General features: G+C 62.6%; 18 protein-coding genes and 1 tRNA gene. 11 read left to right on the top strand and 8 right to left on the bottom strand.

All coding sequences use genetic code 11. The features are described from left to right. From M3484_RS05875 to M3484_RS05865, 3 genes are read right to left on the bottom strand one after another with little or no spacing between them, the layout of a single operon-like run. Entirely contained in the window at window positions 1-474 is a 474-nt protein-coding gene (locus tag M3484_RS05875; protein ID WP_092900447.1) for a MarR family winged helix-turn-helix transcriptional regulator, read from the bottom strand. Further along, window positions 471-2,030 (bottom strand): phytoene desaturase family protein, encoded by a 1,560-nt coding sequence (locus M3484_RS05870; RefSeq protein ID WP_092900449.1) that lies wholly within the window; start codon window positions 2,028-2,030, stop codon window positions 471-473. The genes M3484_RS05875 and M3484_RS05870 overlap by 4 nt, the downstream gene beginning before the upstream one ends. A gap of 5 nt (window positions 2,031-2,035) precedes the next feature. Beyond that, window positions 2,036-2,827, bottom strand: coding sequence for a cyclase family protein (locus M3484_RS05865; protein ID WP_249496138.1), 792 nt, complete (start codon window positions 2,825-2,827; stop codon window positions 2,036-2,038). Between the two features lie 169 nt (window positions 2,828-2,996). Between M3484_RS05865 and M3484_RS05860 the strand changes: the two genes are divergently transcribed. From M3484_RS05860 to M3484_RS05830, 7 genes are all read left to right on the top strand, one after another. Further along, a complete protein-coding gene (locus M3484_RS05860) occupies window positions 2,997-4,574 on the top strand; it encodes a phytoene desaturase family protein (protein WP_249496137.1) in 1,578 nt (525 codons plus the stop codon). An 85-nt stretch (window positions 4,575-4,659) separates the two neighbouring features. Then, complete coding sequence (locus M3484_RS05855) at window positions 4,660-6,177, top strand: ABC transporter substrate-binding protein (protein ID WP_249496136.1); 1,518 nt, start codon at window positions 4,660-4,662, stop codon at window positions 6,175-6,177. 96 nt (window positions 6,178-6,273) lie between these two features. Then, window positions 6,274-7,284, top strand: coding sequence for an ABC transporter permease (locus M3484_RS05850; RefSeq protein WP_249496135.1), 1,011 nt, complete (start codon window positions 6,274-6,276; stop codon window positions 7,282-7,284). Then, complete coding sequence (locus M3484_RS05845; protein WP_249496134.1) at window positions 7,277-8,128, top strand: ABC transporter permease; 852 nt, start codon at window positions 7,277-7,279, stop codon at window positions 8,126-8,128. The genes M3484_RS05850 and M3484_RS05845 overlap by 8 nt, the downstream gene beginning before the upstream one ends. Then, window positions 8,125-8,997: an ABC transporter ATP-binding protein gene (locus tag M3484_RS05840; RefSeq protein WP_249496133.1), complete on the top strand. Its 873-nt coding sequence runs from the start codon at window positions 8,125-8,127 to the stop codon at window positions 8,995-8,997. Before M3484_RS05845 ends, M3484_RS05840 begins: the two co-directional genes overlap by 4 nt. Then, window positions 8,990-9,793, top strand: a complete 804-nt coding sequence (locus tag M3484_RS05835; protein ID WP_249496132.1) for an ATP-binding cassette domain-containing protein — start codon at window positions 8,990-8,992, stop codon at window positions 9,791-9,793. The genes M3484_RS05840 and M3484_RS05835 overlap by 8 nt, the downstream gene beginning before the upstream one ends. Before the next feature lie 667 nt (window positions 9,794-10,460). Then, window positions 10,461-10,536, top strand: a tRNA-Thr gene (locus M3484_RS05830). Here M3484_RS05830 and M3484_RS05825 read toward each other — a convergent pair. The 5 genes from M3484_RS05825 to M3484_RS05805 form a co-directional block, all read right to left on the bottom strand. Further along, entirely contained in the window at window positions 10,525-10,863 is a 339-nt protein-coding gene (locus tag M3484_RS05825; protein WP_249496131.1) for a hypothetical protein, read from the bottom strand. The genes M3484_RS05830 and M3484_RS05825 overlap by 12 nt on opposite strands. A gap of 236 nt (window positions 10,864-11,099) precedes the next feature. After that, window positions 11,100-12,170, bottom strand: a complete 1,071-nt coding sequence (locus tag M3484_RS05820; RefSeq protein WP_249496130.1) for a phosphatidate phosphatase App1 family protein — start codon at window positions 12,168-12,170, stop codon at window positions 11,100-11,102. 44 nt (window positions 12,171-12,214) lie between these two features. After that, window positions 12,215-14,179: a sensor histidine kinase gene (locus tag M3484_RS05815; RefSeq protein WP_249496129.1), complete on the bottom strand. Its 1,965-nt coding sequence runs from the start codon at window positions 14,177-14,179 to the stop codon at window positions 12,215-12,217. A gap of 1 nt (window position 14,180) precedes the next feature. Continuing rightward, window positions 14,181-15,386 (bottom strand): sigma-54-dependent transcriptional regulator, encoded by a 1,206-nt coding sequence (locus M3484_RS05810; protein WP_249496128.1) that lies wholly within the window; start codon window positions 15,384-15,386, stop codon window positions 14,181-14,183. A gap of 91 nt (window positions 15,387-15,477) precedes the next feature. Next, complete coding sequence (locus M3484_RS05805; protein WP_249496127.1) at window positions 15,478-16,350, bottom strand: LysR family transcriptional regulator; 873 nt, start codon at window positions 16,348-16,350, stop codon at window positions 15,478-15,480. Between the two features lie 461 nt (window positions 16,351-16,811). Between M3484_RS05805 and fdnG the strand changes: the two genes are divergently transcribed. From fdnG to fdhE, 4 genes are read left to right on the top strand one after another with little or no spacing between them, the layout of a single operon-like run. Further along, on the top strand, window positions 16,812-19,904 hold the full coding sequence (fdnG, locus tag M3484_RS05800) for a formate dehydrogenase-N subunit alpha (RefSeq protein ID WP_249496126.1): 3,093 nt from the start codon (window positions 16,812-16,814) through the stop codon (window positions 19,902-19,904). Continuing rightward, window positions 19,901-20,842 (top strand): formate dehydrogenase subunit beta, encoded by a 942-nt coding sequence (fdxH, locus tag M3484_RS05795; protein WP_092900478.1) that lies wholly within the window; start codon window positions 19,901-19,903, stop codon window positions 20,840-20,842. The genes fdnG and fdxH overlap by 4 nt, the downstream gene beginning before the upstream one ends. Before the next feature lie 10 nt (window positions 20,843-20,852). Continuing rightward, window positions 20,853-21,494, top strand: coding sequence for a formate dehydrogenase subunit gamma (locus M3484_RS05790; protein ID WP_092900480.1), 642 nt, complete (start codon window positions 20,853-20,855; stop codon window positions 21,492-21,494). After that, the gene (gene fdhE, locus M3484_RS05785; protein WP_249496125.1) at window positions 21,491-22,333 is read left to right on the top strand and encodes a formate dehydrogenase accessory protein FdhE; all 843 of its coding nucleotides are present in this window, start codon (window positions 21,491-21,493) and stop codon (window positions 22,331-22,333) included. The genes M3484_RS05790 and fdhE overlap by 4 nt, the downstream gene beginning before the upstream one ends. The last annotated feature ends 57 nt before the right edge of the window (window positions 22,334-22,390 follow it).

Here is a 22,390-nt window from a genome sequence, read left to right as displayed (position 1 = left end):
TTAAACCTCTTGCTTGCAGATATTGGCCAGCATTTTTTGCAAAGTGCCGACGAAAGCATGCCGCTCGTCATCGGAGATCCCGCGAAACATCCGCTCGGCCGCGAGGGCCATATGCGGCCAGATCCGTTCAAACGCGGCACGGCCGAGATCGGTCGAATAGATCCGCGTGGCGCGGCTGTCATTCGGGTCGGCTTCACGCCGCACGAGCCCTTCGGCCTGAAGCTGGTCGAGCGCGCGTGACAGTGTCGATTGCTCGGTCACGGCGAGTTCCGCCAGCTCGCGGATCAGCGGGCCGTCCATCACGGAAAGCACGCCAAGCGCCCGCATCTTGGCGGTGGTCAGGCCCATATCGGCCATCTCGCTGCGCAAAATGCCGTTATACTGGCCCATCAGCCGGTTCATCAGATAGGGGGGGAAGGAAGACAGCCCGATCTGACCAAGGCGCTGCGCGGGGGCAGGGGGTTCACTGCTCATGCGCCGAGCCTCTTCGCTGCATTATAGCCCGAGCCGCCACCCAGCCCCGGCCCCGGATGGGTCGAGGCGCCGATATGGATCAGCCCGCGCACCGGGCCAGTGCCATTGGTGGCATTGTAAAACGGCCGCCAGATGAAGAACTGATCCACCGCGCAGGAACCGCCATAGGGGTCGCCGCCGACAAGGTTGACGTTCATCCGTTCCAGATCTTTCGGGCTATAGGCGCGGCGTGCCAGAACGAGCCTGTCGAAATCTTTGATATGGCTGGCGAGAATGGCCTGAAGGCGGTCGGCGAAAGCCTCGCGCGCCTCGTCCCAGTCGCGGGCCTGGATCTCGCCCGCGGCGTCGCCTTTGATCTCGGTCGGTGCATCGGGAATCTGCATCCAGATCACGGCCTTGCCTTCCGGGCAGCGCGTGGGGTCCAGTCGCGAGGGCTGACCGACGCAGATCGTCGGCCTGGCCGGAAAGAGTCCACGTTCGGCCTCGTTAGACGATTTCGACACCGCATCGACGCTTTCCGCCAGATGGATCAGCGCCACCTGATCAAGGCCGGGCGTCTTCCATTCCGGCACTCCGTCCAGCGCGAAATGCAGCTGGAAATCGCCGCGCCCATGGCGGAAGCGTTTCAGCGCGACCTTCTCTTCGGGCAGGTTCACGTCTTTGAGCAAGCGGTTGTAAAGCTGCCCCGGCGCGACCGAAGCCAGTACCGATTTCGCCCGGATCGTGACGCCATCCTTCAGCCGGACGCCGGTCACCCGGCCCTTTTCCACTGTGATTTCATCAACATCGGCATTGCAGCGCACCTCGCCGCCATTGGCTTCGATCAACGAGACGAAAGCTTTCGCCGCCTGGCCTGCGCCGCCCTTCGAGATCGGCGCGCCAGCGGCCTCCAGCGCGAAGGCGATCACGCGCCCCATGGCGCCGGAATAGGCATTCTCGACCGTCAGACCGCAATGCAGCGCCCAGGGCGCAAACAGCGCACGGGTGTCTTCCGATCTGAAAGTCGTCTCAAGCCAGCCGCGCATCGGGTCGAGCTGCTGGCCCATCCAGCCCGCGAGGCCCCGAAGCCCGCGTTTGCGGGTCTCTTTCAGCAGCACTTTCAGCGTGGCCCAGGACCAGAGTGGCTGACCCAGGATCGCGAACATGAAAGGCGCATCCGCCGCCAGCCGGTCGACCTCGGCGGCAAAGGCATCGCCGTCACCGGGCGCGGCCGCGTTCAGCGTTGCGATATTTTCTGCCCGATTGGTCGAGAGCACCAGCGCCCGCCCGTCCGGTCGCAAAACTGCGGTCGGATGCGGCGTATGGCAATAGTCAAACCCGTGTTTCGCCAGATGTGGCCCAAGCGCCGCCCCGGCCGGGCTGGTCATGAAAAGAACGAATGTGGCCGCCATCGGATCATGCAGGAAACCGGGATGCAGCTCGGTCGTGCGCAGGCAACCACCCGCAACCTCCTCGCGTTCCAGCACCAGGACCTTGCGGCCCTTCAGTGCCAGCAGACTGGCGGCAACCAGCCCGTTGATTCCGGATCCGATAATGATGTGGTCGACAGCGGCCATAGGGTTCAGCTTCCCGCAACGAGCGCCAGCGCGCGGATCGGCGAGCCGGTGCCCTGTTTGATTTTCAGAGGGGCCGCAATCAGGATCGCGCCCTTCGCAGGCAACTTGTCGAGATTGACCAGCGAGGCAAGGCCAAAGCGGTTATTGGCATGGAGCAGATTATGCGCGGGATAGGGCGGCGTCATGCCACCGGCGCAGCCCGCATCGGTGCCGATACACTGGCTGCCCCAGCCGACAATGCCTTTGTCGATCAGATATTGCACCACTTCGGCGGTCGGGCCGGGAGTATGGGGGCCGGTCTCATTGGCGTTCAGGAAAAGTGCCTCGTCATGGTTGAACCGATCCCAGTCCGAGCGCAGAACGACCCATTCGCCGGCCCGGATTGCGCCATGCTTTGCCTCCCAGGCCTTCACATGGTCGATGGTCAGCAGGAAGTCCGGATCGGCCGCGCATTCCGCGCTGAAATCCAGCACATTGACCGGCGCGATCAGGCGCTGGACGTTTATTGTGTCGGTATAGCCTTCGGGGTTTTCGCGACCGGTGATCCAGTGATGTGGCACGTCGAAATGGGTGCCGGAATGCTCGCCCAGCTCTAACCAGTTCCAGGCCCAGAAGGGGCCATTCTCGTCATATTCGCTGATCTTGTGGATCTTTACCGGCGGCGTGTCTTTCGCGAATTCCGGTGGAAGTTTCAGAAGCGGCGTTTCCGGCCCGAGCGTCGCGGTCAGGTCAACCACCCTGACCCCACCCGAAGCCAGCAAACCCGCAAGCTGTATCAGCGCATTGGTTGCGGTCATATCCGTTCTCCCTGTCTGACCATCCGGTCTTTGATTGGTGTCCGGCGCGCCACCTGTTTTCCAGGACCATTCCGGCGCGGCGTAACGCTTTTCTCAGCGCCTGTGAGAATCACGCTAGACAGAAATAAATGCGTTTGCAAATATATCTTAAAAAGCAGGGATCAGAAAAATGTCCGACAGCTATGATGCGATCCTGATCGGGGCGGGGCATAACGCCCTTGCCTGTGCATTGCACCTTGCAGCAAAGGGTTGGAAAGTCGGGCTTTTCGAACAGGCCTCTGCCCCGGGTGGCGCGGTGAAGACCGGCGAATATACCCTGCCGGGCTTTCGCCACGACTGGGCGGCAATGAACCTGAACCTCTTCGCTGGATCGGCGTTTTATAAGGATTATGGGCAGGAGCTGGCGCGGCATGGCTGCACGTTCCTGCCGGTGTCAAAGCCCTTTGCCTCGGCTTTTCCGGACGGAACCTGGCTTGGCGTGACCACGGATCGCGCCGAAACCCTCGCGCGGATCAAAGCCGAGGATCCCGCAGATGCCGAGGCCTGGGCAGGGCTGATTGAAAGCTTTCCGCAAACTGCCGAAGCGATTGGCGGCATCCTTTCAATGCCGATGAAATTCAATGCGATTGCATATTTCATGTTTAAAATGCTGCGTCGCAACAAAATCGGCGGCAGTCTGGATATCGCGCAGTTCATGGCCCAGACGCCGCGCCGCTTTCTGACAAAGACCTTCCGTTCGCCAAAGATGCAGGCGCTTCTGGGGGCCTGGGGGCTGCATCTCGATTATGCGCCCGATGTCGCGGGGGGCGGTATTTTTCCCTATCTTGAGGGAATGGTTGCACAAAATTTCGGGATGATGCTGGGTCAGGGCGGTGCAGACACCATCATCCGCGCCATGGTCGCGGCAATTGAGGCGCGCGGCGGGCGGGTCGAATGTGGCGCCAGCGTCAGCCGCATCCTGCATGAGAATGGCAAGGCGAGCGGCATTGAACTGGCCGACGGGCGCCGCATTGCAGCGAAGAAAGCGGTGATTGCCGGCGTCGCGCCGCAGGCTTTGCTGCGGCTGACCGGCGCGACCGAGCCGCGTTTCGACAAGGCGATGACCGATTACGCCTATGCGCCGGGGACGATGATGATCCATCTGGCGATGGACAGCCTGCCCGACTGGGCGGCGGGGGAGGAACTGAAGCGTTTCGCCTATATCCACCTGGCGCCGAGCCTTGATCAGCAGGCGCGGGTCTATCAGCAGGCCCAGGCCGGGCTTTTGCCTGATGAACCGATCCTGGTGGTGGGCCAGCCGACCGGCCAGGATCCGTCGCGCGCGCCGGAGGGCAAGCATATCCTCTGGGTGCAGGTGCGGATGGTGCCGGGCGAGATCAAAGGCGATGCGGCGGGCCAGATCACCGCGCGCAACTGGGACGAGGCCACCGCGCAGATGGCCGAGCGTGCGCTGGATATTCTGGAGCGCTACGCGCCGGGCACGCGCGCGAAGATCCTTGGGAAACGTGTGGTCTCGCCCCTGGATCTGGAGGCGGAGAATCCCAATCTGGTAGGTGGCGACCAGGTTTGCGGCAGCCACCATATTTCGCAGAATTTCATGTTCCGCCCGGCGCGGGGTCATTCCGATGGCTCGACCGCGCTGAAAAACCTGCATCTGACCGGCGCGGCGGTCTGGCCCGGCGCTGGCACCGGCGCGGGGCCGGGCTATCTGCTGGCCCGAAAGCTGGCGGGGAGGGCGGCCCGGTAAAGCAAATTACTGCGCGCGCGACAAAACGGCATCAGACCGGCGCGCGATCACTGACCCATCCACATAAAAACGACAGGGAAACATGATGAAACTCAACCGCAGAGCCTTGCTGCAGCTCTCTGCTGCCAGTGTCACACTCGGTGCCTTCAGCCTGCCGGCGCTGGCTGAGATCGACGAGCTGGTGATCGCCTATAACGTCACGCTGCCCAGCTGGGACCCGACCACCGGCCCGAGCGCGGTGAACCCGACGATCCAGGGCATTTACCAGTCGGTCTTTGACCAGTTCATTCTGCAACAGCCCGATCTGAAACCGGCGCCGGGGCTTTTGACCGAATGGGGCTGGAACGAGGATTACAGCCAGATCTGGATGGTGGTGCGCGAGGGTGTCAAATGGCATGACGGCTCGGACTTCACCGCCGAGGACGTCGCCTGGAGCCTGGCGCGGGTGGCGGACCCGGCCACGGGCAGCCCGATCCAGTTCGTCTGGGGTACGCTGGAAAACCACCGTGTCGAGGGCAATCGCGTCATCGCCGATGTGAAACAATTCGATCCCACGATCTTCAAATGGATGTATTTCCTGACCGGCTATGTGCTCCCCAAGACCTATTATGAAAAGGTCGGCGCCGAAGGGTTCGAGGCGGCACCGATCGGCACCGGCCCCTATATGGTCGAGAAATTCGAGCGCAATGCCTTTGTGCGGCTGAAGGCGAATGAGGCCTATTGGGGCGGCGCGCCCGAGTTCAAAACGGTGACGATCAAATTCGTGACCGATGCGGCGGCGCGGGTGGCGGAAATCGAATCCGGCAACAGCCATGTCACGCTGGAAATGCCCTATGAGGAATATGACCGCCTTAAAGGTTCTATGAACGGCGTGGCGACGCCCATCTCGGATATCGGGATGATTTTCCTTAATGATATCGAGGTGATGCTGGATCCGAATGTCCGCAAGGCTGCGGTCCATGCGATTGACAAACAGGCGATCATCGACCGCCTGCTGTCGGGTTACGGCGTGAAGATCGACACGCTGGAGACGCCGGAATATGAGGCCTATGACCCGTCGGTCACCGTGGAATATGACCCGGGCAAGGCGGTCGAACTGCTGGCGGCCTCGGGCTATTCGACAGACAATCCGGTGAAGTTCAAAATCCAGACCACGCGGGGCTTCAAGCCCAAGGATTACGAGATGATCCAGGCGATTGTGGGTCTGTGGCGGCGCGTGGGGATCGAGGCCGAGATCGAGGTCTATGAGATCGCCAAACATTACGAGCTGCGCGCGGCCGATCAGCTGGCACCGGCGGCGTTTTACAACTGGGGGAACTCGGTCGGCGACCCGACCACGGGGACCGGGTTCGCGATGTACGGGCCGAGCCCGCATTCGGTCTGGGACGGGCAGGATCTGATCGACATGATCGATCCGCTCTGGGGTGAGAAGGACGAGGCAAAGCGGATCGCGGGTTGGAAGGCGGTGGACCGGTTCATCGCGGAGGAGGCCCTGGTGATCCCGCTGTTGCAATATGTGCAGCCCATCCTTTCGGCGAAGGGTGTGGTGGTCACGCCGCATGCTTCGGGCGCGCTGTTGCCGCATCTGATGACGCGCGGCTGAGTGTGGTGGCGCCGGGGGCTTCGCGCCCCCGGACCCCCGCGGGATATTTAAGGACAGATGAAAGGGCCGGGCCTGCGGCGCTTTCGGGATGTGGCGATGCAATTTTTCAGAACGGTAATGGAGCGGCTGGTGACGACATCGATCACGCTTTTTGGCGTGGCGGTGATTGTTTTTGTCGTCATCCGGGTGGTGCCGGGCAATCCGATTGCGATGATGTTGCCGCCGGGGGCGAGCGAGGCCGATATTGCGCGGCTGAACGCGCTTTACGGCTTTGACCGCTCGATTATGGAGCAGTTTTTCATCTGGCTGGGCGGGGTTGTGCAGGGCGATTTCGGCACCTCGATCACCGCGCGCCAGCCGGTGACGGCGATGGTTCTGGGGCGGCTTCCGGCGACGCTGGAACTCTCGGTCATGGCGCTGGCCATGGCCAGCATCATCGGGGGTGGCCTCGCGCTTTGGGGCACGCGGCGGCGCGAGACCAGCACCGAGGCGGCGATTGATATTGCCAATGGGATGGCGCTTTCGGTGCCGGATTTCCTTTGGGGGCTCTTGCTGATCCTGGGGTTTGGCGTGCTCTGGCCGGTGTTTCACATCTCGGGGCGGGTGACGCCGTCGCTGGATCTGCCCTTTGTGACGAATTTTTACCTGTTCGAGAGCCTGATCCGGCTGCGGTTCGATCTTTGGGCCGATATTGTCAGCCATATGTTCCTGCCGGCGCTGGCGCTGGCGATCCCGCTGGCGGCGATCATCGGGCAGCTTTTGAAGCAGAGCCTGAAAGAGACCATGCATCTGGATTACGTCACCCTGGCAAGGACGCGGGGCTATGGCGAGACGCGGGTCATTTTGCGTGAGGCCCTGCGCAATGCGGTGTTGCCGACGCTGACGCTGGTCGGCGTGCAGTTCACCTTTCTGATCGGCGGCACCGTCATCATCGAGCGGCTGTTTTCCTATGAAGGGCTTGGCAATATGGCCATTGAGGCGGTGATCAACCGCGATCTGCCGCTGATCCAGGGCATCGTGATCCTCTTCGCGCTGATCTTCACCGGGGTGAACCTGGTGGTTGATCTGCTTTATGCCGTTCTGAACCCGAGGCTGCGTCATGGCTGATGCCCGATCGCTTGTGAAACGCCGGGCGGGGCCGCGGCTCTGGCTTTCGGCGGGCTGGATTGGTCTTGTGGTGCTGGCGGCGATCTTTGCGCCGCTGGTTGCGCCACAGGATCCGCTGGCGCAGGATCTGTTCCTGGGCCGGATGCCGCCCTTCTGGATGGCGGGGGCGGAACCTGGCTACTGGCTCGGGACTGACAGTCTGGGCCGTGATGTGCTGAGCCGGATCATCTATGGCGCGCGGGTGGCGCTGTCGGTCGCGCTGGTGGCGGGAGTGGTGACCTGTATCCTTGGCGCTGGGCTCGGGCTGATGGCAGGCTATATGCGCGGCTGGGTCGATACCGTGATTTCGCGCTTTATCGACATCTGGATGGCCTTTCCGCCGGTGCTGTTTTCCATCCTTTTGATCGCCGTGATGGGGCCGGGGCTCACCTCGATCATCGTGGCGATTGTGGTGATCGACTGGACGCGCTTTGCCCGGGTGATCCGGGCCGAGGCGATGGGCCAGGGGGCGATGGACTATGTCGCCTCGGCGCGCGTGGTGGGGCGGGGCCGGATTTCCACTATGCTGACTGAGATCCTGCCCAATGTCCTGCCGACCATCGTGGTGCTTTTGACGCTGGAGATGGGCATTGCGGTGATCATTGAGGCGATCCTGAGCTTTGTGAACCTCTCGATCCCGACCGATGACCCGACCTGGGGCGGGATGATTTCCGAGGGGCGGATCTCGATCAACCAGGCCTGGTGGGTGCTGGTCTTCCCGCTGATCACGCTTTTCCTGACCGTTCTCGCCTTTTCCCAGCTGGGGGAAGGGCTGAAGAACCGCTACGATCCGGTGCTGCGATGAATTATCTTGAACTGAAAGGCCTGTCGGCCCGGATCACCCGGCAGAACCACCCGCTTTTGCGCAGTGTTTCGCTCGCGGTTGCGCCGGGCGAGGTGCGCGGGCTGGTTGGGGAAAGCGGCGCCGGCAAGTCGATGATCGGCAAAGCGGTACTGGGGATCCTGCCGAAAGCGGTGGAGCTGACCGGGGGCGAGATACTCCTTGGCGGTGAAGATCTGCAGAGATTGTCAGAGAAGGACCGGCGGCACCGGATCGGCCAGACCTGCGCCCTGATCCCACAGGATCCGCTGACGGCGCTGAACCCCTCGCGCCGGATCGCGCCGCAGATTACTGACCGGCTGGTGGACATTCTGGGCTGGGACCGGGCGCGGGCGGTGGCACGGGCCGAAGAGCTGCTGGATGAGGTCAGGATGCAGGACCCGGCGCGGGTGATGCGGGCCTATCCGCATGAGCTTTCGGGGGGGATGCGGCAGCGTATTCTGATCGCTTCGGCCTTTGCCGCCGAGCCGAAACTGATCGTCGCCGATGAGCCGACAACCGCGCTGGATGTGACGGTTCAAAAGCAGATCCTGAAACTGATCAGGGATATGCAGACAAGGCACGGCACGGCGCTGTTGTTCGTGACCCATGATCTGGGCGTGGTGTCCAAGGTCTGCAACCGGCTTTCGGTGCTATATGGCGGCATGGTGGTCGAGGATAATGACGTGCCCGGCTTCTTTGCCGGCCCGCGCCATGCCTATTCGCGGGCACTGCTGGCGGCGACGCCGAAATATACCGATCCGGGTGCCAGCCTGACCCCGGTGCCTGACCAGGTGATCGCGGAGGTGAGGGCGGAGATTGACGCATACGACCGGGGGGTGGCGCATGTCTGACGAGCTTTACCGCGTCGAGGGGCTGCGCCTCTCGCTTCCCGATCTGAACCGCAAACCGCTTTGGGGGCCGGCGCCCCGCAATGAGATCCTGAAGGGGCTCGATTTCAGCATCGCGAAGGGTGAGATCATCGGGATTGTCGGTGGCTCGGGGTCGGGGAAATCGACCCTCGGGCGCTGTCTCGTGCGGCTCCTGGAGCCGACGGCGGGGCGCGTTCTGTTTGACGGGCAGGACATCACGCATCTGGATGAGGCGGCGCTGCGGCCGCTGCGGCGAAGGTTCCAGATGATCTTTCAGGACCCGATGTCATCCCTGAACCCGCGCCACCGGGTCGGCCAGCTGATCGCCGCGCCTTTGCGCCTGCATGGCGTGGCGGATGTGCGGGGCCGTGTGGCCGAGGCGCTGGATCTCGTCGGCTTCCCGCAGGATATGGCCGGCCGCTACCCGCATGAGATGTCGGGCGGTCAGCGTCAGCGGGTGGGGATCGCCCGCGCAATCGCCCTGCGCCCCGATTTCATCCTTGCAGATGAGATCGTCTCGGGCCTCGATGTATCGAGCCAGGCGCAGGTGCTGAACCTGCTGGAGCGGCTGGTGAAAGAGCTTGGCCTGACGCTGGCCTTTATCAGCCATGACCTGAGCGTTATCCGGAGGCTGTGTTCCCGGATCATGGTGCTTTACCAGGGCGAGATCGTCGAAGCCTCTGATACGGCAGCACTGTTCGACCAGCCCCGCGCGGCCTATACGAGGGAGCTCCTTGATGCGATCCCCTTGCCCGATCCGGATCAGGTCTGGGCCTGAGCGACTGCGCCACCCCGGCAAGGGGCATCCGCGCCCGGATAGGGCCGGGATGATCGGCGGGACTGGCCAGGTCCGGGGCATTTGCCTCGCAGCGTGTGGCGCGTGACCTTTCAGAAAAGGAGGCGAAGGGCCCGCTAGTCAGGGGCGATTTGACAGGGGCTGTCATTCAGGGGCCCTGGACATCTTGCTTCCACATTGATCCGGACCGACATGTCAAAGATCGTCCTGCGCCCGCCCAAGTATCGCGTGGGGCCGGGATGAGGTTGTGGGTGTCTAATAACGTATTGATAATAATAACTTTACGTCATATTGCATGAAATCTCCTCAGGATGGCCTGCGGCACAGGGTGGCGAGCTGTCTGGGGTCGCTTGCCCTGAGGGGCGCTGTCGGGACGCGCCGCTGGCCTGCCGGGGGCGCCCCTTACGCTACCACGGAAGTCCTATGTCCCGACCTCTCCAATGCGGGGGGCCGGGTAAGGGAAATTGCCGTGAACGGACACTGGACAAGAAGGCCTCGCGCGTTTAAACGAGCGCCTGCATGGCTCCGGTAACGCGATCGGCAGAGCTTTCACAGGCAGCGATTTCGATGCCGGGTGACAGGCAAAGCCAAAGAGTTCTGAGGCCATCGACGACAAGCAGGACAGAATTGGGGCCTGTATCTGGAATACGCCGCTGTAGCTCAGCTGGTAGAGCACGTCATTCGTAATGATGGGGTCGGGGGTTCGAGTCCCTTCAGCGGCACCAGTAACTTACTGGAATACCAGCACAAAATGGCCGTCCTTCGGGGCGGCCTTTTGCTTTGGCAAAGTCGTGCAACCACGGCTGGACCAGTTCAGAAGCGAAGCCAACCGGGGCCTGATCACGAATATGTGAAGCCTTCGGGGCGCCTGCCGGGTCAGAGAAAGGCGAAACCGCGCGCTTCGCAGGATGAACCGTCACTTCATTGACGATGATTCTGCCAACCGCAATTGCGGTCGCAATGGCACCGTCGAGGCTGCCCCGCGCCTTCACCCTGGTGAACTTCTCACTCTCGTGGGCAACCTTCTCGCCCGCCACATTTTCGAAGCACATGCGCAGAAGCGGTCCGTCGCCATAGCGGGAATGTCCCGCAGGATCGCCCGCATCAGCTGCTTCACCGGCGCAGCCATCGGGGCCATTCTCTGGCCGAACTGGTTCACCGTGAAACCCTCCTTCTGAAGGGCCGTGCTGAGCGCAGTCGGGTTCCGGCGGCCGATCACGACGTCCTGCACAGAGAAGCGCTCGGCCAAATCGTTCAGATATCTCTCGCCGCGGTCGCTGGTCTGAGGTTAAAGGGGCGACCAGCCCTTCTCCGGCCCGCTTTCCGGGATCAGGTGCCAGCGTGCAGTGGTCCCGGCAAAGGCCGCATCAAGCCGCGTGCGACTGAGATCGCTGCCTGCCACTTCGCGGATCAGAATGGTGATGTCGCGATCGGGATGGCTGCGGGCGGCTTCGGCGTAAATTTCGGGATCCTGCTCGCCGCTGTCGCCGATCAGCAGAAAGCGGCGGTTGGGGAAATCGGCCAGAATCTGGCGCAATATTGCGCCTTTATGGTGAACCGTACTGTCCGCGCCGGGCAAAAGCCGGTTCCAGGCGGTGCTTTCGCGCAGATGCAGGCTGCCCGGCGGGAAGGCCTCGTCACGGATAAACCCGCTCAGCGCCGGGGCCAGCTGGATCGGGCTGGATGACAGGTAGTGGAAAGACGCGCCCGCCTTCTGCGCGAGGTGGCGGTAGAAGGCGGCCATGCCGGGGGCGGGTTTGAACGGCGCCATCAGACTGTCGCGCAACAACGCGCGCGTATCGGCGACATTGCTGATTTTGACCGTGTCGTCGATATCCGAGATGATCGAAAGCCCCTCGGCCGGCACCAGATGGGCGACACCTTCGAAACGTTCCCCTGCGCCGTCGCGGCTGGTGTGAAAGCGGATCAGGCGGTCATCGCCCGGGGCAGGGATCCTGAGCCGCGCCGAGACCCGGCCGCCGCGATCCGTGGCGGGGAGGAGGCTTTCCGGCGCGTCCGGGCCATCGAAACCGTCGAAACGGATCAGCAATTCCTTGCCGCGTTCGGAATCTGTCAGAAACCAGCGACTGCGTTCGGCGAAGATTGCATTTGCTTCAGGGCCCGCCGCCTCCATGTCGATGCCGAGCGCGGTGGTGAATGCAAGCCGCGCACCGGGGCGGCGTTCGAATTCAAACACCCAGGCCTCGATATTGACCTCGATGAGGCCCGGCAGAATCCCGCGCGCATAGCCGGGCAGGAAAAGCACCGTTTCATCAGCTTTCAGCCCGCGCGCCAGCAGCCGCCCCGGCAAGGCCGTCAGACCGATACCCGCCAATACCCCGCGCCGTGTCAGCATCATTCGCCCTCCGCCTGAAGTCATGATCGGCGCCGCGCCTGCCGCGGTCAATCCGGGCTGTCATCCGCCATCGGCAGGAAGATGCGGAAACTGGTGCCCCCGTTCTGAGGGCTGTCTGCGGTCAGGCTGCCGCCCTGACGGGTCACGAGGTTCAGGCAGATCGGCAGGCCGAGGCCGGTACCGCCCACCCGCCCCCGCGTGGTGAAGAAGGGATCAAAGGCGCGCGCTAGGGTGGCTGGATCCATGCCCGGCCCGTCATCGCTCAGAGTGATCACCACGCCCTCGCGCCCGCTTTCCGCCCCGTCTTCCAGCCGCAATGTGATCTGCCCGCCCTGTGGCATCGCCTGGACCGCATTCGAGACAAGGTTGATCAGCACCTGCTGCAATTCATGCGGGTTCATGCGGATCGGGCGCGTCGGATGGATCTCTTCCACCAGCACCACGCCGGAGCGCGCCAGCAAATGGCGGATCAGCGGTTTCAGCCCCTGGATCGCGGCGGCGGGGTCGGTGCTGAGCGGGCCATCGGTGAATTCCTCGGGCCGGGCGAACTGCAACAGCTGCGACACCAGCCCGTTGATGCGGCGGATCTGTTCGTCGATCAGCCGCAATTCCGGCGCGATATCAGAGTCGCGATCCGCCAGCACCATGCGAATGACTTCCAGATTGCCGGAAATCACCGCCAGCGGGTTGTTGATCTCATGCGCGACCCCGGCGGTCACCTCGCCGATGGTGGCGAGTTTTTCTGCAAGGATCAGCTGGCGGCTGGTGATCTGAAGCGCCTGATTGGCGCGGGTCAGGTCCTGGGTGCGCGCCTCGACCCGGGCGTTCAGATCGGCGTTGAGATTGCGCAGCTCCTGCTCGCGAGACGACAGCAGGGCGAGCAGCGCATCCAGATGGGTCGAAACCAGGGCGATTTCGGCGGCGCCCGGAACCGGGCCGGTGCGTGCCCCCATATCGCCGGCCTCGACCAGCGCGATCGTGTCCCGCATCGCCGCAAGCGGGCGGAAAATGCCGCGCGCCCAGTTGAGCGCGAGCGGCACGAAAAGCCCGCCAACCAGCAGGAAGGCCGCGCCGATCATCAACAGTGTCACCTGGCGGGCAGCGGTATAGGGTGCTTTCGGGATGCCGGCGTAAAGCATCCCGACCCGGTTTCCCGACACATCCGTCAATGCCTCATAGGCCGAGATATACCAGCCATTCACCACGAAGGCGGTGTCATGCCAGGGTCGGCCCACGCCCAGCACCTGGGCCGAGACTGCCGCAGAGGCGCGGGTGCCGATGGCGCGCTCGGACCCGGTGGGGCGCAGCGTGGTCGAGATGCGGGTATCGCCGAGGAACAGAGTGATGACGCCCCGATCAAGCTCTGCGTCGATCTCACCGGACAGCGCCGGATCGCTTGCCGGATAGACCAGCGCCGAGATGCGGTCGATGAAATCTTCATTTCGGTTCAAAAGAATGCCGCCGACCAGCAGTCCGTTCACGCCTTCGGGCAGGATCACCCAATCGGTGGCCAGAACCACAAGCCCGCGATCCTCGCTGGTTGCATCGGTGGGGCGGCTGCCTTCGGTTGTGATCAGCGGTACCGGGGCACGGGCGGCAAGTCCGGGGGAAAGCTGCTCCAGATCTGAAGGGGTGAAAACGGCCAGCCCGCCCTCTGGCACGGCAAAGATCCCGCCGGGCAGGCGCGCGCTGGTCAGCATCAGGAAATCCAGCCCGGCATGGCGCCGCGCTTCTTCCAGAAAGGCCGGCATCTCTGCTGCTGACGCATCGCGATACGCGGCCGAGCGGGCAATCGCCGCCACGTCGCGCGCGGTACTGGCGGTGAGATGGTCAAGATATTGCCGCCCGACAGTCAGGTCACTGGTGACCCGCGCGGCGAGGATCTGGTCGGTCCTGTTCAGCCAGCGCTGCATGGTGATCCCCAACAGGATCGGGGTCAGAACCAGCATCGGCAAGAGCGCGATGATCAGCAGGCGTCCGCGTACCGAAGGCCAGCCGCCGGGCCGCGCCATGTCACTGCCCCATCAGATCGGGCGGAAAGGCCCCGAGGATCAGCGCCCGCTCCACCAGGTTTCTCAGTTCGCGCACATTGCCGGGCCAGGGCCGCGCCATCAGGGCGGCTTCGACCTCGGATGTGATCGCGACCGGGGGCATGCCGAGCCGGCCCGACAGCGCCTCCATGAAATGCGCTGCAAGGTCGATCACATCGCGCCCGCGCGCGGCCAGCGGCGGCATCGGCAGCTGAAGGATATTTATGCGGTGCCAGAGATCCTCGCGCAGCTTTCCGGTTGCGACCAGCATTGCCGGGTCGGCATTGGTCGCGGAAATCAGGCGGATATCGACCGGCAGCTCGCGTTCGGCGCCGACCGGGCGGATGCGGCGGTCTTCGAGAACGCGCAGCAGCCGGGCCTGGATCGACAGCGGCAGCTCTGAGATTTCATCCAGAAACAATGTTCCGCCCTGGGCATGGAGAAAGAAACCGCGCCGCTCGCCGCCGACCTCGCCGAAGAGATCGGCTTCGGCATGGTCCTCATTCAGGGTCGCGCTGTTGACGGGCACGAAAGGCGCATCGCGGCGGTCCGACATCGCATGGATCAGCCGCGCCGCGACCTCTTTGCCACTGCCCGAAGGGCCGGTCAGCAAGACCGAAGACGGCAAGGGCGCCACCCGTGCAATGGTCTCGCGAATGGCGGTGATCCCGGGCGAAGTGCCGATCAGCGCGACCGGGCCGGGCGTCATTTCCGAGCCGCGCCGCAGCTCGTGTTTCAGGACCTGATTCTCGCCCATCAGCCGCGCCTGTTCGGCCGAGCGCGCCACCGCTGTCAGCAACTGGTTCGACCGGAAGGGTTTGAGGATCAGATCGACCACGCCGGCCTGCATCGCCTCGATGGCGATTTCCAGATCGGCAAAGGCCGAGATCAGGATCACCGGCGGCACGATACCGCGCGCGCGCTGTGTCACCAGCCAGTCAAGGCCGCGCTCATTCCCGAGGATGTTATCCAGCACGATCACATCGAAGGGCTCGACCGCGAGCCATTCCTGCGCTTCCTGGACCGAGGCCGCCAGTTCGATCCGCCGGCATTGCGGGCCAAGGATCCGCGCCATGAAATTGCGCATCCCCGGCTCATCATCCACCACCAGCACCGAAACGCGCGCCAGCTTTGCCGCGAAGCCGGGCGGGTTGGCGGTGCGTGTCAGGGGGCGATCGGAAAGGGTCACGCGGCGGTCTCCTCGGGGACGTGCTCTTCCCGTGTCTGGCATTTTGACCGGGCCGGAACAAGGTTTGGATCAGGGACGGTGCTGCGAAGGGTCAGGCCGCCATCTGGCCGGAAAACCCGCTCAACGCCTCTTCAAAGGCGCGCACCATCGGGGCCTGCGGCTCGCGCCGGATCAAAAGCGCGCCAAGGCTATGGCTTTCGCCCTGGTCGCTGACCGGCAGGAGACGGATCTCGTCCTGCTCCGCCAGCAGCGCCGTCAGGCTGTCGGGCACAAGGCTGCACCAGGCGCCTGAACGCAGATGCGCCAGAACCCCATCCAGCCCGGAACAGAGGATCGCAGGTTTCAGCGCCGGGCGCAGGAGCGGCAGATCAGCGGTCAGGCAAAGCGGTTGCGTCGCCACATCGGCCAGGCTGACCGGCCCGCCCGCGGCAAAGGGGTGGTCCTTGCGGCAGGCAAAATACAGCCGCATCTGCCAAAGCGGCAGGTGATGCGCCTGGTCTGATTTTGCCCTGCGTGCGGGCAGCCAGCCAAAGCCGCCATCCAGCGAAAAGTCAGTCAGGCCGGCCTCGATCCCCGCACCATCCGCGAGCGAAATCTGAATGCGTGCCAGCGGGTTGCGGGCCTCGAAAAACTCACAGAACTGCGCCATCATCGGCATGGCCGAGGCAGCAACCCCCAACCGCAGCACCCCTGTCAGCCCGCCTTTGCGGCGTCCCGACAGATCGGCGCGCAGATTGCCATAATCCGAGAGGATCTGACGCCCCCAGATCAACACTTTCTCGCCTTCGGCGGTCAGGCCCTGAAAGCGCTGGCCGCGCAGGATCAGGGGCATCCCCAGATCATCCTCGAGCTTGCGGATCGCCAGAGACAAGGCAGGCTGGCTGACACCGCAGAGTTCGGCCGCGCGTCCGAAATGCTCTTCCTCGGCAAGGGTCACGAAGAAGTCGAGATGGCGGATCAGCATGGCAATGTCCGGGGTTCAGATGCGGGGTCGCTGGCAGAGCTCAGAGGGTGGCAGGGCTGGTATACCCGGGAACGATATGTTTTCATATACATAACGAAACTGACGAATCACAGCCAAAACGGCACATCAAACACCATCGTGCCTTTGTCTGTCTGGGTCATTCGGCCCGGCTGCCTCCTGCGGCGGGTGAAATCACCATATCACAGTTTCATGATTATCAATGCTTACTGCATCATAACCATTATAAATCACAAAATAAATCCATTGCGTGGCGGGGGTTTGGTAAGACCATGTAATTGCCTCGGAATTTTTTCTGCCTGCGGATGCTGCACCATGTCGCGGCCCTGCCCTGGATTGTGCATCTTCTGTCTTGCCCGCTGCCGGAGCCGGCAGCTACTGCGACAGGGTAACGGTGTGCCATCGCACACAATCCCACTCAGTCAAGGGCAGGAGCGGTTGCCATGTATGGTGCCAGTACAAAGATCGGGCGTCGCGGTTTCCTGAAAATCCTCGGCGCCGGAGCAGCGGCACTTTCGGCTCAGGCGATGGGGCTTTCAACTGCCGAGGCACAGGTCTCGGCGGGGGTGCGGCCGTTCAAGCTTTTGCGCGCGAAAGAGACCCGCAACAACTGCACCTATTGTTCGGTCGGTTGCGGCATTCTGATGTACAGTCTTGGCGACGGGTCAAAAAACGCCAAACCGCGCATTTTCCATATCGAGGGTGACCCGGATCACCCGGTCTCGCGCGGCTCGCTTTGCCCGAAAGGGGCGGGCCTTCTGGATATGATCCATTCCAAAGGCCGGCTGACGCATCCCGAATATCGCGCGCCCGGGTCAAGCGAGTGGGTGAAGATCAGCTGGGAGGATGCGACGAAACGCATCGCGCGGTTGTTGAAGGATGATCGCGACGCGAATTTCATCTCGCATAACGAACAGGGGCAGCTGGTAAACCGCTGGCTTTCCTCGGGGATGCTGGCCTCATCTGCGGCCTCGAACGAGACCGGCGTGCTGGATTACAAATTCTCCCGCGCTCTGGGGATGCTGGGGATCGACTGCCAGGCGCGGCTTTGCCATGCGCCGACGGTATCGGCGCTGGCGCCGTCGTTTGGGCGTGGCGCGATGACCAACCATTGGGTCGATATCAAGAACGCCAATGTGGTGATCGTGATGGGCGGCAACCCGGCCGAGGCGCATCCGGTGGGGTTCAAATGGGTGATCGAGGCCAAGATCAAGAACAAGGCCAAGGTGATTGTGGTCGATCCGCGGTTCAACCGGACGGCGTCGGTCGCCGATATCTTCTCGCCGATCCGGGCAGGTTCTGATGCGGCTTTCCTGATGGGAATGGTGCGCTATCTGCTTGAGACGGGTCAGATCCAGCATGAATATGTGCGCGACTACACCAATGCCGCGCTGATCGTGCGTGATGATTTCGCCTTTGATGAGGGTGTGTTCTCGGGCTTCAACGCCGAGACCAACAGCTACGACAAGACCTCCTGGACCTATGCGCGCGGTGAAGACGGGCTGGCTTTGCGTGATGAGACGATGACGCATCCGCGGTCGGTCCTGCAATTGCTGAAGGCTCATGTCGACCGTTATACACCTGAAATGGTCGAGGAGATCACCGGCGTCAAAAAAGCCGATTTCCTCCAGATCGCCGAGGTGATCGGATCCTGTTCAGCCAAAAACAAGACCATGACCTGGCTCTATGCGCTTGGCTGGACCCACCATACCGGCGGCGCGCAGATCATCCGGGGTGCGGCGATGATCCAGCTGTTGCTCGGGAATATCGGCATGGCCGGTGGTGGCGTGAACGCGCTGCGCGGGCATTCGAATATCCAGGGTTATACCGACCTTGGCCTGCTGTCCTTGCGCGTGCCGGGCTATATGAACCTGCCTTCGGACAAGCAGACCAGCCTTGCGCAATATCTGGATGAAACCACGCCGAAGGATGTTACCCCGGGCCAGGTCAATTACTGGAAACACACGCCGAAATTCTTCATCTCTTATCTGAAGAACCAATACGGCCCCCACGCCACCAAAGAGAATGACTTCGCCTTTGATCTCCTGCCGAAATGGGATCGCAGCTATGACATGCTGGCCTATTTCGACATGATGTATAATGGCCAGGTCAACGGCTATATCGCCCAAGGGTTCAACCCGCTGGCGGCGATGCCGGATAAGAACAAGACCTCTAAGGCGCTCGCGAACCTCAAGTTTCTGGTGATCATCGACCCGCTGGCAACCGAGACCTCTAATTTCTGGCGCAATGAAGGCCGGTTCAACGATGTCCCGACCGAGGAGATCATGACCGAGGTTTTCCGCCTGCCCTCGAATTGTTTTGCCGAGGAAGACGGGGCGATTGTGAACTCGGGTCGCTGGCTGCAATGGCACTTTGCCGGGCAGGAGCCGCCGGGCGAGGCGCGGCACGACCCGGCGATCCTGGGCGGCATCATGATGGAGCTGCGGCGGCTTTATGAGGTCGAAGGCGGCGCCTGCCCGGAGCAGGTTCTGCATATGACCTGGGATCATGAGACCTATCACGACCCCTATTTCCCGCATCCCGAAGAAATGGCGAAAGAGGCCAATGGCTATGCGCTGGAGGATGTCTTCGACGAGAACGGCGTCCAGATCCTGCGCAAAGGCCAGCTCCTGGATAACTTTGGCCAGCTGCGCGATGACGGCACGACGCAAAGCTTCTGCTGGGTCTTTGCCGGGTCCTGGACCGAAAAGGGCAACCAGATGGCCAATCGGGACAATACCGATACCGGGCTGGGGAATACCCCCGGCTGGTCCTGGGCCTGGCCCGCGAACCGGCGGCTTTTGTACAACCGCGCGAGCATGGATAAAGACGGCAATCCCTGGGATCCCGACCGCCAGATCCTGCATTGGAATGGCGAGAAATGGGTTGGCTCCGACGTGCCCGACTTCCCGGCGACCATTCCGCCGGGGGCCGATGCCGCGCCGTTTATCATGCTTCCCGAAGGGGTTGGCAGGCTGTTTTCCGAGAAGGGTATGAATGATGGGCCCTTCCCCGAACATTACGAGCCGGTGGAAAGCCCGATTGCCAAAAACCCGCTGCATGAGACAGTGACCCATAACCCGACCGCGCGCATCTTCCAGAATGACCGCGAGCGGATGGGCAACCGCAATGACTACCCCTATGTCGCGACGACCTATTCGGTGACGGAGCTCTTCCGCCACTGGACCAAACACAGCCATCTGAACGCCATGTTGCAGCCCGAGCAATTCATCGAAATCGGGGAAAAGCTGGCGGCGGAAAAGGGTATCAAACATGGCGACACCGTCAAGGTGACGACCAAACGTGGCTATATCACTGCAAAAGCCGTGGTCACCAAACGGATGCGGACGCTGAATGTGGCGGGCCAGGAAGTCGAGCAGATCGGAATCCCCTGTCACTGGGGGTTCGAGGGCGCGACCCGCAAGGGCTATCTCGCCAATACGCTGGCGCCGGGCGTCGGCGACGCGAACTCGCAAACGCCTGAATTCAAAGCCTTCCTTGTCAATGTCGAAAAAGCGGTGGGGGAACTGGCATGAACTCGCAAAACATCGTCCGCCGCTCGGCGACCTCTGATCTGACCCCGGCCCCCCAGATCCGGGACCACCAGATGGAGGTCGCCAAACTGATCGATGTCTCGATCTGTATCGGCTGCAAGGCCTGTCAGGTCGCGTGCAATGAATGGAATGATCTGCGCGGCCCGGTCGAAAACAATGTGGGTGTCTATGACAACCCCGCCGATCTGCATCCCGAGACCTGGACGCTGATGCGCTTTACAGAACATGTCGATGAAAACGACAAGTTCGAATGGCTGATCCGCAAGGATGGCTGTATGCATTGTGAGGATCCTGGCTGTCTGAAAGCCTGCCCGATCCCCGGCGCGATTGTGCAATACGCGAATGGCGTGGTCGATTTCCAAAGCGACCTCTGCGTCGGCTGCGGCTATTGCGTCGCGGGCTGCCCCTTCAACGTGCCGCGCATCTCGAAGACCGATCACAAGGCCTATAAATGCACGCTTTGCTCTGACCGTCTGGCGGTGGGCCAGGCCCCGGCCTGTGCGAAAACCTGCCCGACCGGCGCGATTGCTTTCGGCTCGAAAGAGGAAATGAAAGACCTCGCCGCGACCCGTGTCGCCGAGCTGAACGAGCGCGGCTATGACAATGCCGGTCTTTACGACCCCGCAGGCGTTGGTGGCACCCATGTGATGTATGTGCTCCAGCACGCCGACGACCCCGAGCGGTATGCCGGCCTGCCGAAAGATCCGAAAATCTCGCCCATCGTTGAGGGCTGGAAGGATCTGCTGAAACCCGCCGCTGCCGTTGCCGGTGCGGTCGCGGTTGGCGCGATGGCGGCGCATTTCATCGGGGTTGGCCCCAATACCACCGATGATGATGACCACCCCGAAGGCTCGGATGGCATGCTGCCGGAAGCGCCGCCGGACAATGTCACACCTTTCCCGCAGCACGCGGCAGAGTGAGGGGCACGCCATGGCAAAACCCAAAAAAGACCAGATCCTGCGCACGAAATTCCTTGAGCGGCTTTGCCACTGGAGCATCGTTCTGTGCTTCTTTTTCGCCGCAACTTCGGGGATCTCCTGGTTCTTCCCGACCTTTTCCTGGCTGTCCGGTTTCCTCGGCTCGCCCCAGATGGCGCGGGTGCTGCACCCGTTCTTCGGGATCGCGGTGTTCCTCGGGCTTTGCTACATGTTCAAACGTTTCATGCATCACAATCTGCCGGCCCGGACCGATAAGATCTGGTTTAAGAACGTGGTGCCGGTGCTGGCGGGCGATCACTCCCGCAAACTGCGGATCGGCAAATACAATGCCGGGCAGAAAGTGCTCTTCTGGCTGATCATGGCCTCGATTGTGGCGCTGCTGATTTCCGGCCTGATCATGTGGCGCGCCTATTTCGCGGAATATTTCCCGATCTGGGTGCTGCGCCTTGCCATCCTCGCGCATTCCGTGGCGGGGATCGGGCTGATCCTCCTGATCCTCGGGCATATCTATCTTGCGATCTGGGTCAGGGGTTCGATCACGGGCATGGTGACGGGCTATGTCTCGAAACGCTGGGCGGCGCAGCACCATGACCGCTGGGCCGAAGAAGTTGAATCCGGGAAGGCCGACCATTGAGCATCCACCCCATCCCCGAGGCGCGCCATTTCGACCCTATCCTGCGCGAGGATCTCGGCGCGCTTTATACCGCCCGCGCGACGCGGCTGCGGGCTCTGGCCGAGGGGCATGAGCTTTTGGCATTCCTGAGCCTTGCCGCTGAGATTACATTCGCGCAGCAGGCTGCGATCAGGGCGGATTATGCGGGAACAGAGCCGGTTGACGCCGCCCGTATCGCGGTATCGGGATGCTGGCTCCCGGGGCTTGAAACGATGATCACGCAGATTGGCGGGCGCGTTCCCGAAGGGGTCCATCCGCATCTCGACCGTCTTGCTGCGCTGCCCGAAGCCGACAAGATCACGGCCGCTGTGGCCCTGACCGAAAGCCGTTTCGACGCAGTTGATCCGGCGCTGGCTCCGTTTATCTGGGCTGCCCTGTCGGTTGAGGTGGCCCAGGCCGCCCGTGCCGCGCCCTTGCCGCCGAAGGGCGATGAGGAAACGACATATTGCCCGATCTGCGGCTCGCACCCGGTGGCAAGCCATATCCATACCAGCGAACGCCAGGGGCTGCGCTATCTGCATTGCGCGCTCTGCGATTGCGAATGGCATATGGTGCGGGCGAAATGTTCCTGTTGCGGCGAAGCGGGGCAGCTGGATTACCTCAGTTTCGACACGCCCGAAGCGGCGATCCGGGCCGAGGCCTGCAATGACTGTGGCGGCTATCTCAAAGTGATCAGCGCCGAGCGTGACCCGGATATCGAGACCGTGGCCGATGATCTGGCCAGCCTGGTGCTGGATGATGCAGCGGTGTCTGAAGGCTTTGGCCGCACCGGGTTCAACCCTTTCGCGCTTCCGGGCTGAGGCGTAAGGGGCCGGGCCGCAGGAACCGGAATGGTCCGGTCATTTCGCCGCAATGGC

The organism is Pseudomonas sp. GX19020 (assembly GCF_023371075.1).
GTDB lineage: Bacteria > Pseudomonadota > Alphaproteobacteria > Rhodobacterales > Rhodobacteraceae > Pseudogemmobacter.
Note: the sequence above shows the minus strand (reverse complement) of the source record. Positions and strands in the feature narration are given on the sequence as shown.

What these genes read in the sequence shown, in the direction of transcription:
- M3484_RS05835 (WP_249496132.1), top strand. Translation starts at nt 8,990, where the DNA reads ATGTCTGACGAGCTTTACCGCGTCGAGGGGCTGCGCCTCTCGCTTCCC.
- M3484_RS05815 (WP_249496129.1), bottom strand. Translation starts at nt 14,179, where the DNA reads ATGGCGCGGCCCGGCGGCTGGCCTTCGGTACGCGGACGCCTGCTGATC.
- M3484_RS05875 (WP_092900447.1), bottom strand. Translation starts at nt 474, where the DNA reads ATGAGCAGTGAACCCCCTGCCCCCGCGCAGCGCCTTGGTCAGATCGGG.
- M3484_RS05790 (WP_092900480.1), top strand. Translation starts at nt 20,853, where the DNA reads ATGGCAAAACCCAAAAAAGACCAGATCCTGCGCACGAAATTCCTTGAG.
- M3484_RS05850 (WP_249496135.1), top strand. Translation starts at nt 6,274, where the DNA reads ATGCAATTTTTCAGAACGGTAATGGAGCGGCTGGTGACGACATCGATC.
- fdnG (WP_249496126.1), top strand. Translation starts at nt 16,812, where the DNA reads ATGTATGGTGCCAGTACAAAGATCGGGCGTCGCGGTTTCCTGAAAATC.
- M3484_RS05865 (WP_249496138.1), bottom strand. Translation starts at nt 2,827, where the DNA reads ATGACCGCAACCAATGCGCTGATACAGCTTGCGGGTTTGCTGGCTTCG.
- M3484_RS05840 (WP_249496133.1), top strand. Translation starts at nt 8,125, where the DNA reads ATGAATTATCTTGAACTGAAAGGCCTGTCGGCCCGGATCACCCGGCAG.
- M3484_RS05860 (WP_249496137.1), top strand. Translation starts at nt 2,997, where the DNA reads ATGTCCGACAGCTATGATGCGATCCTGATCGGGGCGGGGCATAACGCC.
- M3484_RS05805 (WP_249496127.1), bottom strand. Translation starts at nt 16,350, where the DNA reads ATGCTGATCCGCCATCTCGACTTCTTCGTGACCCTTGCCGAGGAAGAG.
- M3484_RS05820 (WP_249496130.1), bottom strand. Translation starts at nt 12,170, where the DNA reads ATGATGCTGACACGGCGCGGGGTATTGGCGGGTATCGGTCTGACGGCC.
- M3484_RS05845 (WP_249496134.1), top strand. Translation starts at nt 7,277, where the DNA reads ATGGCTGATGCCCGATCGCTTGTGAAACGCCGGGCGGGGCCGCGGCTC.
- M3484_RS05825 (WP_249496131.1), bottom strand. Translation starts at nt 10,863, where the DNA reads ATGTGCTTCGAAAATGTGGCGGGCGAGAAGGTTGCCCACGAGAGTGAG.
- M3484_RS05870 (WP_092900449.1), bottom strand. Translation starts at nt 2,030, where the DNA reads ATGGCCGCTGTCGACCACATCATTATCGGATCCGGAATCAACGGGCTG.
- fdxH (WP_092900478.1), top strand. Translation starts at nt 19,901, where the DNA reads ATGAACTCGCAAAACATCGTCCGCCGCTCGGCGACCTCTGATCTGACC.
- M3484_RS05855 (WP_249496136.1), top strand. Translation starts at nt 4,660, where the DNA reads ATGAAACTCAACCGCAGAGCCTTGCTGCAGCTCTCTGCTGCCAGTGTC.